We start from the raw sequence: 15,577 nt of genomic DNA, 5'->3' as shown, positions 1-15,577 counted from the left end.
ACCCGACCGTTCCTGCTCACGGTGTGCGTGCGGCGGACGCTGGGGGCCACGGTCTGGAGGCGCGGTGCGGGCTGGCCACGGGCCTCCCGGCCGACGCGTGGTGCGCGGGGCTGGCGCCGACGCGGAACGACCATGTCGCCGTCGTACGACAGCGACATGGTCGCTGTGCGCGCAGCGCGACGGTCCGCACGTTCGGCGTCGACACTGACGAGCCTGGTACACCCCGCTCGTTGAGCCTCCTCTTACCCGCGAGAGGCACCCTGGTCGGCGACACGCAACCGAGCAGCGCGCGGAGGGACCATGGCGACGACGACGCTGACGCACGCGCCGACGGACGCGCCGACATCGGCGCGACCGCAGCACCGCACGGCCGCCCCGGCACGCGCCGGAACCGGTGCGCCCGAGGCTCCGCCGCCCCCGCTGACGCACCGTGCGCCCGCGCTCGACGGACTCCGGACGCTCGCCATCCTGGTCGTCGTCCTGTACCACCTGCACGTGCCGCAGTTCGAGGGCGGCTTCATCGGGGTCACGGTCTTCTTCGTGCTCTCCGGGTTCCTCATCACGACGCTGCTGCTCGGCGAACGGCGCCGCACCGGGCGGGTGCGCCTCGGCTCGTTCTGGGTGAAGCGGCTGCTGCGCCTGTACCCGGCGCTGCTGGCGCTCGTCGTGGTCGGGCTGCTGCTCTGGAACTGGGTCGGTGACTACAAGGGCGCGTCACTGCACTCCGGCGAAGCGGCGTTCATCGCGCTGACCTACACGGGCAACCTGTTCCGCGCCTTCTGGGACACCTCGCAGGGCGTCTTCGCGCACACGTGGAGCCTGTCGATGGAGGAGCAGTTCTACCTGGTGTGGCCTCCGGTCCTGGTGCTGCTGGCCGCGCTCAGGGTGCGGCGTCGCTGGCTCCTCGCGGGGCTCGGCGTCCTGGTCGTCGGGGCGTCGGCGGTGTCGTGGGCGAGCTACCGGACCCCGAGCGGCGGGACCACGCCCGACGTCTACTTCTCGCCCGTGCTCGGGGTGGTGCCGCTCGCGATCGGCTGCGGACTCGCCCTGCTGCTCGACGACGAACGCGTGCGGGTGCGGGCCGCCGGGGTCCTGGGGCACCTGGCGACCTGGGTCGGCCTCGTGCTGCTGGTCGCGGTGCTGCTCGGCATCGACGACGACTGGACCGAGCACGCGTCGACGTTCGGGATCGTGCTGCCGGCGACCGGACTGGTCTCGGCGGTGGCGATCGGCGGCCTGGTCTCGGTCCGGTCCCCCGTGTCCGCGGCCCTGGGCTGGACGCCGGTGTCGTGGTTCGGCCGCCGGGTGTCGTACTCGGCGTACCTCTGGCACCCGCTGGTGATCGCGCTGCTCGGCACCTTCGCGATCGGCCCCTGGGGCACGGTCGGCCTGGTCGGCGCAGTGGTGATCGTGTCGATCGGTGCCGCGTACGCCGTCGAGGTGCCCGTCGAGCGGTTCCGCGCGCGGGCTCGTGCGGCGCGCAGCGCATCCGCGCCGATGCCCGCGCCCATGCCCGCGCTCGCGCTCGCGCCGTCGAGTGAGCAGAAGACGTCGGGTACGGCGCGCTGACCCGACGCCTTCTGCTCACTGAGTGCCCCGGCGCACGCCGACCGTAGGCTCGCCCCCGTGCACTCGGAACGGACGGACGTCCTCGTCGTCGGCGGCGGACCCGTCGGGCTGTTCATGGCGGCGCTCCTCGCCGCGCGGGGCGTCGACGTCCGGGTGTGGGAACGCCGCGCGGAGCCGCCGACCGGTTCGCGGGCCATCGGCATCCACCCGCCGTCCCTCGACGCGTTCGCCGCGATCGGCCTGGACACCGCGGTGCTCGCCGAGGCGTCGCTCGTCCGTGCAGGGGTGGCCAGGAGCCGCGGTCGGACCCTCGGCACGCTGCGCTTCGACCGGGCTTCGCCGACCCACCCGTACGTGGCGACCCTCGACCAGCACCGCACCGAGTCCCTGCTCCGCGACCGGCTCCACACCGGTGCGCCAGAGGCCCTGCGTACCGGGACCGCCCTGACCGCCCTGACCCGGCACACCGACCACGTCGACGCCACCGGGACCGGGCCGGACGGCGACGTGGTGACGGTCCGTGCGGCCTTCGTCGTCGGTGCGGACGGCGCTCGGAGCGTCGTCCGTGACCTGCTCGGCATCGGAACGACCGGGCGCGAGTACCCGGACCGCTACGTGATGGGCGACTTCGCCGACCCCGAGGCTCCGTCGGCCCGGTCCGCCGCGCTGGTCGACGTGGGCCCGGACGGCGTGGTCGAGTCCTTCCCGCTGCCGGGCGCGCGTCGCCGGTACGTGGCACTGGTGCCGGACGACGCAGCGTTCGCCGCAGCGGAACGCGGCGCGACGGGCGACCCGGACCCCGCGCTCGTCGCCCGTCTCGCGGCCCTCGTCGCGGAGCGCACCGGTGTCGTCCCCGACCCGGCGACCTGCTCGATGACCAGCGGCTTCCGGGTGCGTCGCCGCACAGCCGACCGCGTCGGTGCCGGCCGGGTCGTGCTCGTCGGCGACGCCGCCCACGAGATCAGCCCGATCGGCGGGCAGGGCATGAACCTCGGGTGGCTCGACGCCGCCGAGTTGGCGCCGCTGCTCGCCGGAGCGGTCCGCACCGGCACGGCCGGGCCGTGGCCGGGCTACGCCGCCCGCCGCCAGGCAGCCGCCCGTCGTGCGGCTCGCCAGGCCGAGGCGAACATGGCGCTCGGTCGTCCGCTCGGCCCCGTCAGCACGACCGGACGGGAGGCGCTGCTCCGGACCGCCCTGTCGCTGCCGACCGCGCACGGCTTGGCCCGGCTCTACGCGATGCGCTGGGCCTGACGGCTCACGTCAGGCGACGAGTCGCGCGCCCGCGAAGCCGAGCTCGACGACGAGCACGAGCGACGACGCGATGACCAGCCGGAACAGGGTGCGCGACGCCCGTCCCGCGAGTACCAGCCGCACGCCGACGACGGCGAGGACGAGCACCACGAGGGCACCGAGGACCGCGAGCACGACCCCGATGCCCCGCACCGGGTCGTCACCGAGCACCTGTCCGCCGAGCACCAGGGCAGCCGCGACGACGAGCGAGGCGAACGCGACGATCCCCGCGCCGCGGAGCCCGAGCCGGTGCGGGAACCCCCGGACACCGGTGGCGGCGTCGTCGACCAGGTCGGGCAGCACGTTGGTGCAGTGGATCGCGATGCCGAAGACGGCCCCCGTCGCGATCGCCCACCACGTCGGCCACTGTCCCTCCGGCCCGGCCGCGACGGACACGACGGGCAACAGCCCGAAGGCGACGATGAACGGCGCCACCGACCACACCGAACGCTTCAGGCCGGCGTCGTAGGCCCAGCCTGCGGCGACCAGCACGAGGTGCGCGACCGCGGCGACCGGCCCGAGGAACATCGAGAGCACCACGGCGATCCCGGCGCTGGCGTACGCGGCGGTACGGACGGTGCCGACGGCGATGAGGCCGCGGGCCACGGGCTTGTCGCGCCGTCCGACGGCCCGGTCGCGGTCCGCGTCGATCCAGTCGTTCGCCAGCCCGATGGACAGCTGACCGGCGACGACCGTCAGCGCCACCAGGGCCACGAGCCACACCGGGTGTCCGACGGCGGCGGCGACCACCGCGGCGAGGACGGTCACGGTGACGGTCGGCCCGGGGTGCGACGACGCGAAGAGCAGTCGTGCGGTCGACGGGGCGCTGCTGGCGGTCACCCGGTCAGCGTACGGAACGCTCCTGCGCGGTCGTGGGGCCGGTCACGGGACCGCGGTCACCTCGACGCCGAAGCGGTCGACGAGCTCGCGCTTGAGCACCTTGCCGCTCGGGCCGAGCGGCAGCGCGTCGAGGACGTGCACGACCCGGGGGTACTTGTACGCGGCGATCTCGACGGCGACGAAGTCGACCAGGACCTGCGGCTCGACGGTCGCGCCGGAGCGCAGCACCACCGCCGCCTCGATCTCCTGCCCGTGCACCGCGTGCGGCACGCCGAACACCGCGGCCATCGCCACGTCGGGGTGGGTGGCGAGCACCTCCTCGACCTGGCGGGGGTACACGTTGTAGCCGTTGCGGATGATCATGTCCTTGGTGCGGTCGACGATCGTCAGGTAGCCGGCGTCGTCCTTCGTGCCCAGGTCGCCGGTGCGGAACCACCCGTCGACGATGGCCTCTGCGGTGTCCTCGGGCCGGTCGAGGTACCCGTTCATCAGGTTGTGGCCGCGGATCACGAGCTCGCCGATCGCACCGTGCGGCAGCATGACGATCGCGTCGCGGACCTCGGGGTCGGCGATCTCGACGTCGACGCCCCACACCGGCGTGCCGATCGTGCCGGGCCGCGGCGGCTGTCCGACGTGGTTGAAGGTGGCGACCGGCGAGGTCTCGGTCAGGCCGTACCCCTCGTGGATCGGGGCGTCGAAGACCTGCTCGAACCGCTCGAGCACCGCCAGCGGCAGCGAGGCACCACCGGAGATCGCGTACCGGAGCGTCGGACGGGCCTCGGACCGGGTCGCGGCGTCGAGCAGCGCCATGTACATCGTCGGGACGCCCATGAAGATGCCGCAGCCGTGCTCGACCATCGCGGCGAGCGCCGAGTCGCCGTCGAACTTCGGCAGCATGACCAGCGTCGCGCCGGTGCGGAACCCGGTGTTCATCGTGCAGGTCTGCCCGAACGTGTGGAACAGCGGCAGCGCGCCGAGCAGGACGTCGCCGCGGTGCATGTCGAACGTGGTCATCAGGTTGGTGTTGACCTGTTCGAGCAGTGCGAAGTGCGACCCCTCGGCGCCCTTGGGCTGGCCGGTGGTGCCGCTCGTGTACAGGATGGTCGCGGTGTCGAACGGGTGCCTGGGGACGTAGGTGTCGAGCGGTTCGCTCTGCGCGGCCAGGGCCTCGAGCCGGTCGGGGCCGGCCGCGGACTGGTCGCCGGTCGGAGCCTGCGCAGGGGCCGGCGCGAGCACGGTCACCACGTCGACCCCGGCCAGCTCGGCGCCGGCAGCACCTTCGCCGAGCAGCGGTGCGGCGCAGACGAGCAACGTGGCCCCGCTGTCCCGCAGGACGTACTCGATCTCGCGGCGTTTCAGCAGGGCGTGCACGGGCACGGCCACCGCGCCGAGGGCGAGGGTGGCGTAGTAGACGCGGGGGAAGTCCGCGACGTTCGGCACGAGCATCGCGACCTTCGACCCCTCGGTGACGCCCCGCGCACGGAGCGCTCCGGCGTAGGACAGGGTCTGGGCCCACAGCTCGGCGTAGGTGGTGCGGACGTCGCCGACGATGACGGCGACGTCGTCGGGGTACCGTGCCGCCGACTCGGCGAGGATCGCTGCGACCGATGCGGTCGCGCGGGTGGTGTGGGTGTCGTGCATGCCGGTCTCCGTCGTCGTCGACGACCTCGTCGTCGTCGCAGCCGATCCTACGGCTCGTCCTGCCGCGTCGCGCGTGCTCCGACGACACCCGTCCGGGGCGGTCGCCGCACGGGTGTCCGGTCAGGGAGCGGTCGGCGCGGCGACCTTCCGGCGCACCAGGACCCCGGACGCCAGGGCGATCCCGAGCAGCACGACGAGTCCGCCGACGGGTTCGTTCCACCGCACCCGCTCCCCCAGCACGAGCACCCCGAGCGCCACCCCGACCACCGGCGTCAGGTAGGTGACGGTGGAAGCGCGACCAGCGCCCCACGACTGCACGAGCCGCGTGTTCCAGGCGTAGGCCAACCCCGTGCCGACGCAACCGAGCGCGATCATCGCGGCCACGATCCTCCCGTCCAGCTCGACCGGACCGGTCGCGATGACGGGCGCGACCAGCAGGAGCATCCCGGAGGCCAGCGTCAGCTGGACCGTCGCCAGCGTGACCGGGTCGTACGCACTCGCCACGGCCACCCGCCGCAGGTAGGCGAGCCCGATGCCGTAGGACGCGGTCATGCCGAGCAGTGCGACCTGCCCCGGCACGCTCGCCAGGACCTCGGGGTCGGTCAGGACGTCCCACGGGCCGACCAGCACGAGCACCCCGACGATGCCGAGCACGATCCCGAGCACCTGCCGTCCGCGCAGGCGTTCGGACGGCACGAGCACCGCGAGCGCGGCCAGCGTCATGATCGGGGTCGTCGCGTTGTAGATGCTCGCGAGGCCGGACGGCACCGTCTGCTCCGCCCACGCCATCAGTGACGACGGCACCGCGTTGAGGAACACCGCGACGACCGCCAGGTGCGCCCAGGTCCGCGGTTCCCGGGGCCAGCGCCGACGGGTCGCCAGGAGCACCACGACGAGCGTGACCCCACCGAGCACGGTCCGCACGGTGGCGACCTGCTGCGGGGCGAGACCGTCGAGGCCGATCTTCGCGAAGAGGAAGCTCGAGCCCCAGGTCAGTGCGACGAGGACGTAGAGGAGGGCGTTCACGTGGCCTAGTGTCGGACCACCGAGCGACATGCGGCAAACGCATGTCGCTCATGCCCACATGAGGAGGACGCATGACCGTCTCGGTCCAGCAACTGCGCGCGTTCGTCGCCACGCTCGACGCCGGGTCCTTCACCGCCGCGGCCGTCGCCCTGGGCGTCGGCCAGTCCGCGGTGTCGCACGCCGTCGCGGGGCTCGAGCGCGAGGTCGGCGGCTCCGTCGTGCACCGCGGCGCGGTCGCCGCCCCCACCCCGCTCGGCGACCGCCTGCTGGCCCACGCCCGCAGCGTGCTCGCCTCGGTCGAAGCCCTGGAGGCGGTGGTCCGGCCCGGCACGGCGCGCGGCACCGTGCGCCTCGCCGCCGTCCCCACCGTCTGCCAGGGGCTGCTGCCGCGGCTCCGCGAGCTGTGGGCGGTGACCCTGCCGGACGTCGACGTGCAGGTCTACGAGGGGGACGACGACGAGATGCCGGAGTGGCTCGAGGCCGGCACCGTCGACGCCGCCGTGCTCGTCGACCCGTCGCCGGTGCCCGACGGCGGCGTGGTCGTCGCGCGGGACGAGATGGCCGCGGTGATCCGCCGCGACCACCCCCTCGCCGAGCTGCCAGCACTCACCCTCGACGACCTGCACGAGGACGGCCTGGTGGCGGGCGGCGGCGGGTGCGAGTACCAGGTCCAGAAGCTCCACGAACTCGACGGCCGGCCGTTCCGGTACGCCCACCGGGTGCGCGAGATGAGCACGATGTTCGGGATGATCCAGCGGGGCGAGGGCGTGTCGATCGTGCCGACCCTGGGCCGCGGGATGCTGCCGCCGGACCTCGTGATGATCCCGATGGCCCGGCGGCTCGAGCGCACCCTGGTGCTGAGCGGGCCGTCGTCCCGTGCGTGGCACCCCCTGGCGCGGGCGCTGGTCGACGCGGTCTGAGGCGGGCGGGCGAGCGGGTCGCCGGTCGAGCGGCTCCGGCGGCTCCGGCAGCTCCGGCAGCTCCGGCAGCTCCGACCTTCGGCGGATCCGCTCGTCGACGCAGCTCCCTAGGCTCGGGGCATGGCCTCGACCGCGCTCCCCGCCGTGCCCCTCGGGCAGCGTGTGTGGTCCCAGACGTGGCGCGTGGCCGTCGCGGCGCTGACCGGGCTGTTCACCGCCGGTCTGGTGTGGCCGACGACGGACACCCGCGGCTGGAGCGACCTGCACGTCGGCGCTCTGATCCTCGGGGACATGGGAGCGGGCCTGGTCGCCCTCGTCCTGCTGCCGTTCCGGCACCGGGCACCGCTCGTGGTCACGGTCGTCATCGGTGCCCTCAGCTCGGTGTCGACGCTGGCGGTCGGGTCGGCCGCGATCGCGACGGTCTCGCTCGCCACCCGGCGCCGTGCCGTCGAGATCGCCGTCGTCGGTTCGGTGCTGCTCGGCGCCACCGTGCTCTACGACGTCGTCCTTGCCCCCGACCAGACCGTGCCGTTCTGGCAGATCGTGCTCGCAGGCACCGTCAGCATCGCCCTGCTCGTCGCGATCGGCATCGGGATCGGGCAGCGCCGGGCGCTCCTGCTCTCCCTGCGCGAGCGCGCGGACCTGCTCGAGCGCGACCAGCAGCTGCGCGAGGACCGCGCCCGCGAGCAGGAACGCGCCCACATCGCCCGCGAGATGCACGACGTCCTGGGCCACCGGCTCTCCCTCGTCGCGCTGCACGCCGGCGCACTCGAGTACCGCGGCCCGGGGCTCACCCCGGACGAGACAGCCGCAGCGGCCGGGGTCGTGCGGGCCGAGGCGCACTCCGCGCTCACCGACCTGCGCGACGTGCTCGGGGTGCTGCGCGACCCGGCCGCGAACGCCGGCGACGAGGTGACCGGCACCGCGCCTCCGCAGCCGACACTCGTCGACCTGCCCGCCCTGCTCGACCAGGCCCGTTCCGGGGGCGCGACCGTCCGGGCGCGCGTCGACTCCGACGCCGCGGCGGTGCCGACCGCCGTCGGGCGACATGCGTACCGCATCGTGCAGGAGGCGCTGACGAACGCCCGTCGGCACGCCCCCGGACAGCCCGTCGACGTGGTCGTCGAGACCGTCGGCGGTCCGGCGATCCGGGTGGTGGTGTCGAACACGCTGACCGACGAGCCAGCGTGTTCGAAGGCCGCCGCCGCCGGGCAGGGTGCCGGGCACGCCGCCGGCTCCGTCGCGGGGCACGGTCTGCGCGGGCTCGCCGAACGCGCCCGACTCGTCGGCGGGAGCTTCCGTGCCGGCAGCGACGACGGACGCGTGCACGTGGTCGAGGCGGTGCTGCCGTGGACGCCGTGACCGCTCCCGTCCGGGTCGTCCTGGTCGACGACGACCAGCTCGTCCGCGTCGGGCTCCGCATGCTGCTCAGCGGCGACGACGGTCTGGTGGTCGTGGGCGAAGCGGGCGACGGGCTCGAGGCCGAGGGCGTCATCGCCGCGACCGCGCCCGACGTCGTGCTCATGGACATCCGGATGCCCCGGTGCGACGGACTCGTCGCCACCGAACGCGAACTGCGACGGCGGCCCGACCTGGCCGTCCTGGTGCTGACCACGTTCGAGGGGGACGACCTCGTGCTCGGAGCGCTGCAGGCCGGCGCCCGTGGGTTCCTGCTCAAGGACACCCCGCCGCACGAACTCGTGCAGGCCGTACGGACCGTGGCGTCCGGGCGCTCGATCCTGTCCCCCTCGGTGCTCGACCGGGTGATCGCGTTCGCCGCCGGGCCGCGCTCGGGCCCCGCGGCCGGTGGAACGGGCGGCGCCACTGCGGACGGTGCCGAGGAACGTCGACTGCTCGCCCTGCTGACCGAGCGCGAGCGCGAGGTCGCGCTCGCCGTGGCCAACGGGGCGTCGAACGCGCAGATCGCCGCCGAGCTGTACGTGGGCCTGGCCACCGTGAAGACGCACGTCGGGCACGTGTACGAGAAGTTCGGCGTCGAGAACCGGGTGCAGCTCGCGCTCGTCGTGCACGCCGCGCGGCGGGGTGGGACGGGGTGGGGACAGCCCACCGGGTGACCGGGTGAGCGTCGTCTGAACGGTCGGCGGTGTCCGCTCGGCAGGATGGACCGATGGCCGAGACGCACGTGAAGACGTTCACCACCGCGGACGAAGCGGCAGCCGAGGCCGCAGGGCTCGCCTGGCTCGCCGAGGCCGAGGACGCCGGCGGCACCCGCTTCGCCCGCGTGCTCGGGCGCCCGAGTCCGACCGTGCTCGACCTCGAACTGATCTCCGACGGCTCCCCCACCACCGCCCAGGCCGAGCGGTTCGGCCGATCGCTCGCCCACACGCACGCCGCCGGTGCCGACCACTGGGGCGCACCTCCCACCGGCTGGACCCGAGGAGCGGCGCTGCGGATGGGCCGTTCGCGCACGCCGTTCGTCGCAGCCGAACAGGCACCGGCGACCTGGGGCGAGTTCTTCGCCGAGTACCGGATCTTGGACTTCGTCCGCCGGATCGTCGACGCCGGCGGGTTCGACCATGCCGAGGCCGCCGTGTTCGAGCGGGTCGCGTCGCGGGTACAGGACGGCACCCTCGGTTCACCGCAGCCCGCGCTCGTCGGGGACCGCCCCGCTCGCCTGCACGGTGACCTGTGGGCCGGCAACGTCCTCTGGCCGACGGACTCGTCCGAACCCACCGGCGCCGTGCTCATCGACCCGATCGCGCACGGCGGGCACGCGGAGACCGACCTGGCGCTGCTCGGGCTGTTCGGGCTGCCCCGGCTCGAGACGGTGCTCGCCGCCTACGACCGGGAGTCACGGCTGGCCGACGGCTGGCAGGAGCGCGTCGAGCTCCACCAGCTCGCGCCGCTGCTGCTGCACGTGTTCCTGTTCGGCGGCTCGTACACCGGGGCCGCGCTCCGGGCGGCGCAGCGGTACGCCTGACCCCTCGCACCGTGCGGCCTCGCTCACCCCGTGCGAGGTTGCCCGCCCCGGTGCCAGCGGCGCACCGTGCGGCCTCGCTCACATCGTGCGAGGTTGCCCACCCGGGTGCCGGCGCCGCACCGTGCACCCTCGCTCACCCCGTGCGAGGTTGCCCACCCCGGTGCCAGCGGCGCACCGTGCGGCCTCGCTCACATCGTGCGAGGTTGCCCGCCCCGTGCAGCGCTACAACCGCGCACCGAGCAGGCGACCCCGCACCGACCGGACGACAGCGCACCGTGCGCCCGCGCCGCCCGCGCCCTCCCCGCCGGCCAACCTCGCACCGTGCGTCCTTAGCTCGCCCACAGCCGGCACAGTGCAGCAGTCGGGGAACGCCCCGGATGCTCATCGACATGACCACCTACCCGGTACCCGTGACCGACCGACGCGACCCCGCGCGCAGTGCCGCGCGGGATCGGCGCCGCCCGCCCCTCGCCCGGCTGTTCCTCGGCGAGCGCGAGGACGCCCGCTGGCTCCGGCCCGCGTTCTGGGCGCTCCTCACCGTGACCGCCGTGGTGTACCTGTGGGACCTCAGCGTCTCCGGGTACGCCAACAGCTTCTACGCCGCCGCCGTGCAGGCCGGCACGAAGTCGTGGGAGGCGTTCTTCTTCGGCTCCCTCGACTCGTCGAACTTCATCACCGTCGACAAACCACCCGCCTCACTCTGGGTGATGGTGCTGTCGGCCCGGCTGTTCGGCTTCTCGAGCACCAGTCTGCTGCTCCCCCAGGCGCTGATGGCCGTCGGTTCCGTGGCCCTGGTCTGGGGCACGGTCCGCCGCACCCTGGCCCGGCTCGGTGCCACCACCGCGAACGTCGGCGCCCTGCTCGCGGGCTTCGTCGTCGCAGCGACCCCGGCAGCGGCCCTGATGTTCCGCTTCGACAACCCGGACGCCCTGCTCGTCCTGCTGATGACCGCCGGCGCGTACTGCACGGTGCGGGCGCTGCCGAAGGGCAGCTGGAGGTGGATCGCGCTCGCCGGGGTCGCCCTGGGCTTCGCGTTCCTGACGAAGATGCTGCAGGGCCTGCTCGTCCTGCCCGCCTTCGGCCTCGTGTACCTGTTCGCCGCCCGCACCGGATGGGGCCGGCGGGTGATCGGCCTGGTCGTCGCCGCCGGCTCCCTCGTGGTGGCCGCCGGCTGGTGGGTCGTCGCCGTGTGGCTCTGGCCCGCCGAGTCCCGCCCGTACATCGGCGGCTCGACGAACAACACCGTCCTCGACCTGGTGTTCGGCTACAACGGCCTCGGTCGGATCTTCGGCGGCTCGGGCAACGGTGGCGGAGGCGGCGGCATGACCGGCGGTACCGCGGGTGGCTCCTTCGGTGGCTCGACGGGCCTGAACCGGCTGTTCTCGTCCGAGATGGGGCTCGAGATCTCGTGGCTCCTGCCCGCGGCGCTCATCGCCCTGGTCGTCGGCCTGGTCGTCATCGGCCGCCGGCACCTGGCCGACCCCGCCCGTGCCGGGCTCGTCCTGTGGGGCGGGTGGCTCCTGGTCACCGGCCTGGTGTTCTCGTACATGTCCGGCACGATCCACCCGTACTACACGGTCGCCCTCGCCCCGGCGATCGCCGGACTCGTCGGCACCGGCGGCGCCCTGCTCTGGCACGCACGAGCCCGCTTCCTCGGCCGCCTCGGCCTCGCCGCGATGACCGGCGTCACCGCGTTCTGGGGCTGGTGCCTGCTGAACGAGAACCCGACGTGGCTGCCGTGGCTCCGCTGGGTGATGCTCGCCGGTGGGCTGCTGTCCGCGGCACTGATCGTCATCGGCAGTGTGCCGTCGCTGCGCAGGCTCGTCACGGTCGGCGTCCTCGCCGGCACCCTGTTCGGGCTGTCCGGCACCACCGCCTACGCCCTCGCCACGACGACCGTCGCGCACTCCGGTTCGATCCCGAGCGTCGGTCCGGCGGGCAGCAGCTCCGGTGGGACGGGCGGCGGTGGCACCGGTGGCATGCCGGGAGGCACGGATGGACCGGGTGGACCGGCCTCCGGTTCCGACGACGGCGGCTCCGACGGCACGTCCGACTCCCAGCAGGGTCCCGGCGGGACCCCGCCGGAGGGCGCTTCCGGCGAGGCGCCGGAAGGCGCCACCGGGCAGGCACCGGGCGGTACGACGGAGGGATCCGACGGCGCGGGCTCCGAGGCGGGGTCGGGCACGGGCCTCCAGGCCGGGGGTGGTGGCACAGGCGGCGGCACGTCGACCTCGTCGGCGCTGCGGAAGCTGCTCGAGGCATCCGACGCGAAGTGGGCGGCCGCGGTGAACGGATCGCAGTCGGCCGCGCAGCTCGAACTCGACACCGACACCGCCGTGATGGCGATCGGCGGCTGGTCGAGCGACCCGGCTCCGACGCTCGCGCAGTTCAAGGCCGCCGTCGCCGACGGCGACATCGGGTACTACGTCTCGTCCGGCTCCGGCGGTGGGATGGGCGGCGGATCCTCGACCGCGTCGGCGATCCAGGAGTGGGTCGCGGCGAACTACGAGTCGACGACGGTCGGCGGCCAGACCGTCTACGACCTGAGCAGCACGGAGTGACCGGCGACGGAGGCGCGGTGGATAGGCTCCGGGACATGCCCGGCCACCCGCTGCAGCGCACCGACGGCTCCCCCGTCCGCGCCCTCGTCGTCGACGACGAGCACGCCCTGGCCGATGCCGTCGCCCTGGCGTTCGCGGGCGACGGCTGGGCCGTGCGGTCCGTGCACCGTGGTCGCGACGTGCTGTTCGCGGCCAGGGAGTTCCAGCCCGATGTCATCGTGCTCGACGTGATGCTGCCCGACATCGACGGGTTCGAGGTGCTCGAACGGCTCCGCGACGCCCGCGACGGCGTCCGGGTGCTGTTCCTCACCGCACGCGACGCCCCCGAGGACCGGCTCGCCGGGCTGACCGGCGGCGGCGACGACTACCTGACCAAGCCCTTCGGCATCGAGGAGCTGCTCGTCCGTGCGCGGATCCTGGCGCGTACCTCGGCCAGGGTCGCCGCAGCCGGGGCGAGCACCGAGCTCGTGGTCGGCGACCTGCGGCTCGACGAGGACGCCCGCACGGTCAGCCGCGACGGGGACCCGATCGAACTCACGCCGACCGAGTACGAACTGCTGCGGCACCTGGCACGGAACGCCAACCGGGTGCTGTCCCGCGAGCAGCTGCTGGCGAGCGTGTGGGGCATGGACTTCGGCACGTCGTCGAACCTGGTGGACATGTACGTGTCGTACCTGCGGAAGAAGCTCGACGTCGGGCGCGAGCCGATGCTGCAGACCGTCCGCGGGGCGGGGTACGTGTTGCGGCCGACGACGTGAGCCGATCGGCGAGGGTGATCCGGGCCTCTCCCCACCGTCACGGCCGCCCCGGCGCCGGACGGGTGCCGTCGTTGCGGTGGCGGGTCGTGGCGGCCGTCGCGCTGTTGCTCGTGGCGACGAACGTCGTCGTGGGGGCGGTGACCGTCGTCGCGTTCCGGGGGTACCTGGTCGACCGGCTGGACGCGGAACTGTCGACGGCCGCGAACCGGACCGTCGGCGGACGGGACGGCGCGGACGCGCCCATCGGACCGCCGCCCGGGTCGTCGTCCTCGTCGTCGTCGGATCGTCCGGATCCCGACAACGCCTTCATCGGTGCACCCGGGCAGTCCGCCGGCACGGTCGTCGCGATCGTGCGGGACGGCACCGTCGTGCTCGGCGGGTACACCGACAGCGACGGAGACCAGCACGGGCTGGCGTCGGCGCAACGGAAGACGCTCACCGCGGTCGACATCGGCGCGGACCCCGCGACGATCGACCTCGGACCCCTCGGCGCCTACCGGGTGCAGGCGGTCGGGCACGACGGCGACGTGTTCGTCACGGCCCTGCCGCTCGGCGACCTGAACGCCGCGATCGCGCGCCTGCTGCTCGTGATCGGGATCGTCACGGTGCTCGGCCTGGTGGTCGCCGCCTGGGCACTCGCGCTGCTCGTGCGACGGTCCCTGCGACCGCTCGAGCGCGTCGCGTCCGTGGCCTCGGACGTCACGGCACTCGACCTGGAGCGCGGCGACACGGACATCCCCGTGCGGGTCGCCGACGCCGACCTGACAGCCAACCGCGAGGTCGGCCAGGTCGGCACCGCACTGAACCGCCTGCTCGGCCACGTCGCCCGGGCCCTGACGGTCCGACGCGACGCCGAGGCGGGCATGCGCACCTTCGTCGCCGACGCGTCGCACGAACTCCGCACGCCGATCGCGACCGTGCGCGCCTACGCCGAGCTGACCGCGGGCTCGTCGGACCTCGACGCCATCCACCGGAACGTCGACCGGATCGGGCAGGAGGCCCTCCGGATGGGCGAGCTCGTCGACGAGCTGCTGCTGCTCGCGCGGCTCGACGCCTCGGCCCTCGGCACCGCGCCACCGATCGTGCCCGAGCCCGTCGACCTCACCTCGCTCGTCGTCGAGGCCACGATGGACGCCCGCGCCACCGCGCCGGAGCACCGGTGGACGTTGCAGGTCGTCGACGACCACCCGCTCGTGGTGCCCGGGGACACCGCACGACTGCGCCGCGTGGTGACGAACCTGCTCGCGAACGCGCGGACGCACACACCCGTCGGCACGACCGTGGTGGTGTCGTTGCAGGCGTTGGACGGCGTCGACGAGGGCCACGGGGCCGGTGGCTCCGTGGCGCGCTTCGTCGTGGCGAACGACGGGCCGCCGATCCCCACGGAGACCCTGCCCACCCTGTTCGACCGCTTCACCAGGGGCGAGGCCTCGCGGACGCGTTCGCCGGGGCAGGGGACGAGTGGCCTCGGGCTCGCGATCGTCCGAGCGGTGGTCCTGGCGCACGGCGGCAGCGTCCGGGTCTCGTCGGAGCCGGGGCGGACGGCGTTCACGGTGGACCTGCCTGCCGCTGCCGTCGGCGTGGGCGTGGGCGTGGGCGTGGGCACGGGCACGGGGCCGGGCACGGGGTCGCATACTGGTCGGAGAACGTCGGACGAGGAGGCCCCGTGACGAACGCGTACGACAAGCTGCCCGGCCGCCCGGACCCCGCCGACCTGGTGGTCGAGGTCCCGGCGTTCGAGGACGACCGGCCCCAACCCGAGCCCGCACCGCCCGCCGCGGCGCCGGAGCTCGTGGCCGCGACCGAGTTCGCACGGTCATCGCACGCAGCGCCCACGATCCGCCGGACGCAGATGCGGGCGGGCGTGTGGATCGCGGGCGTCCCGATCGCAGCGCTCGTGGTCGTCGCGATCGTGCAGATCCTGCTGCCCCGCTGAACCGCTCGTCAGGCGCTCGGACGCGTGCTCACGCGCCCGCGACACCTCACGCACCACTGGCCGCGTGCGGTGTCGTTGAGCACGAAAGTCGTGCG

Annotated in this window: 13 protein-coding genes; 10 read left to right on the top strand and 3 right to left on the bottom strand. The window is 74.0% G+C overall.

The features are described 5' to 3' along the window. The first annotated feature begins 300 nt into the window (after nucleotides 1-300). On the top strand, nucleotides 301-1,569 hold the full coding sequence (locus tag H489_RS20280; RefSeq protein WP_017885449.1) for an acyltransferase family protein: 1,269 nt from the start codon (nucleotides 301-303) through the stop codon (nucleotides 1,567-1,569). A gap of 57 nt (nucleotides 1,570-1,626) precedes the next feature. Continuing rightward, the gene (locus H489_RS20275; RefSeq protein WP_017885448.1) at nucleotides 1,627-2,820 is read left to right on the top strand and encodes an FAD-dependent oxidoreductase; all 1,194 of its coding nucleotides are present in this window, start codon (nucleotides 1,627-1,629) and stop codon (nucleotides 2,818-2,820) included. A gap of 9 nt (nucleotides 2,821-2,829) precedes the next feature. On the opposite strand, the gene H489_RS20270 is transcribed toward H489_RS20275, so the two are convergent. The 3 genes from H489_RS20270 to H489_RS20260 form a co-directional block, all read right to left on the bottom strand. Next, nucleotides 2,830-3,699 (bottom strand): UbiA family prenyltransferase, encoded by an 870-nt coding sequence (locus H489_RS20270; protein ID WP_017885447.1) that lies wholly within the window; start codon nucleotides 3,697-3,699, stop codon nucleotides 2,830-2,832. Nucleotides 3,700-3,741: 42 nt separating this feature from the next. Further along, on the bottom strand, nucleotides 3,742-5,340 hold the full coding sequence (locus tag H489_RS20265) for a long-chain-fatty-acid--CoA ligase (RefSeq protein ID WP_017885446.1): 1,599 nt from the start codon (nucleotides 5,338-5,340) through the stop codon (nucleotides 3,742-3,744). Nucleotides 5,341-5,460: 120 nt separating this feature from the next. Next, complete coding sequence (locus H489_RS20260) at nucleotides 5,461-6,366, bottom strand: DMT family transporter (RefSeq protein WP_017885445.1); 906 nt, start codon at nucleotides 6,364-6,366, stop codon at nucleotides 5,461-5,463. Between the two features lie 71 nt (nucleotides 6,367-6,437). Here H489_RS20260 and H489_RS20255 point away from each other — a divergent pair, with 71 nt between their 5' ends. The 8 genes from H489_RS20255 (at nucleotide 6,438) to H489_RS20220 (ending at nucleotide 15,482) form a co-directional block, all read left to right on the top strand. Continuing rightward, nucleotides 6,438-7,286 carry a LysR family transcriptional regulator gene (locus H489_RS20255; protein WP_017885444.1) on the top strand — a complete coding sequence of 283 codons (849 nt, stop codon included), beginning with the start codon at nucleotides 6,438-6,440 and terminating at the stop codon, nucleotides 7,284-7,286. Between the two features lie 120 nt (nucleotides 7,287-7,406). Further along, nucleotides 7,407-8,648, top strand: coding sequence for a sensor histidine kinase (locus H489_RS20250; protein WP_017885443.1), 1,242 nt, complete (start codon nucleotides 7,407-7,409; stop codon nucleotides 8,646-8,648). Next, complete coding sequence (locus tag H489_RS20245) at nucleotides 8,636-9,361, top strand: response regulator transcription factor (RefSeq protein WP_017885442.1); 726 nt, start codon at nucleotides 8,636-8,638, stop codon at nucleotides 9,359-9,361. Before H489_RS20250 ends, H489_RS20245 begins: the two co-directional genes overlap by 13 nt. A gap of 53 nt (nucleotides 9,362-9,414) precedes the next feature. Continuing rightward, nucleotides 9,415-10,227, top strand: a complete 813-nt coding sequence (locus tag H489_RS20240; protein ID WP_017885441.1) for a fructosamine kinase family protein — start codon at nucleotides 9,415-9,417, stop codon at nucleotides 10,225-10,227. A 389-nt stretch (nucleotides 10,228-10,616) separates the two neighbouring features. Next, nucleotides 10,617-12,788, top strand: a complete 2,172-nt coding sequence (locus tag H489_RS20235) for an ArnT family glycosyltransferase (protein ID WP_152427100.1) — start codon at nucleotides 10,617-10,619, stop codon at nucleotides 12,786-12,788. Nucleotides 12,789-12,823: 35 nt separating this feature from the next. After that, nucleotides 12,824-13,546, top strand: a complete 723-nt coding sequence (locus tag H489_RS20230) for a response regulator transcription factor (protein WP_017885439.1) — start codon at nucleotides 12,824-12,826, stop codon at nucleotides 13,544-13,546. Between the two features lie 86 nt (nucleotides 13,547-13,632). Next, nucleotides 13,633-15,216: a sensor histidine kinase gene (locus H489_RS20225; RefSeq protein WP_051067336.1), complete on the top strand. Its 1,584-nt coding sequence runs from the start codon at nucleotides 13,633-13,635 to the stop codon at nucleotides 15,214-15,216. Continuing rightward, complete coding sequence (locus H489_RS20220; protein WP_017885437.1) at nucleotides 15,213-15,482, top strand: hypothetical protein; 270 nt, start codon at nucleotides 15,213-15,215, stop codon at nucleotides 15,480-15,482. Before H489_RS20225 ends, H489_RS20220 begins: the two co-directional genes overlap by 4 nt. Nucleotides 15,483-15,577 lie beyond the last annotated feature (95 nt).

Origin of the sequence: Curtobacterium flaccumfaciens UCD-AKU (genome assembly GCF_000349565.1) — a bacterium.
Classification (GTDB): Bacteria; Actinomycetota; Actinomycetes; order Actinomycetales; family Microbacteriaceae; genus Curtobacterium; species Curtobacterium poinsettiae.
Note: the sequence above shows the minus strand (reverse complement) of the source record. Positions and strands in the feature narration are given on the sequence as shown.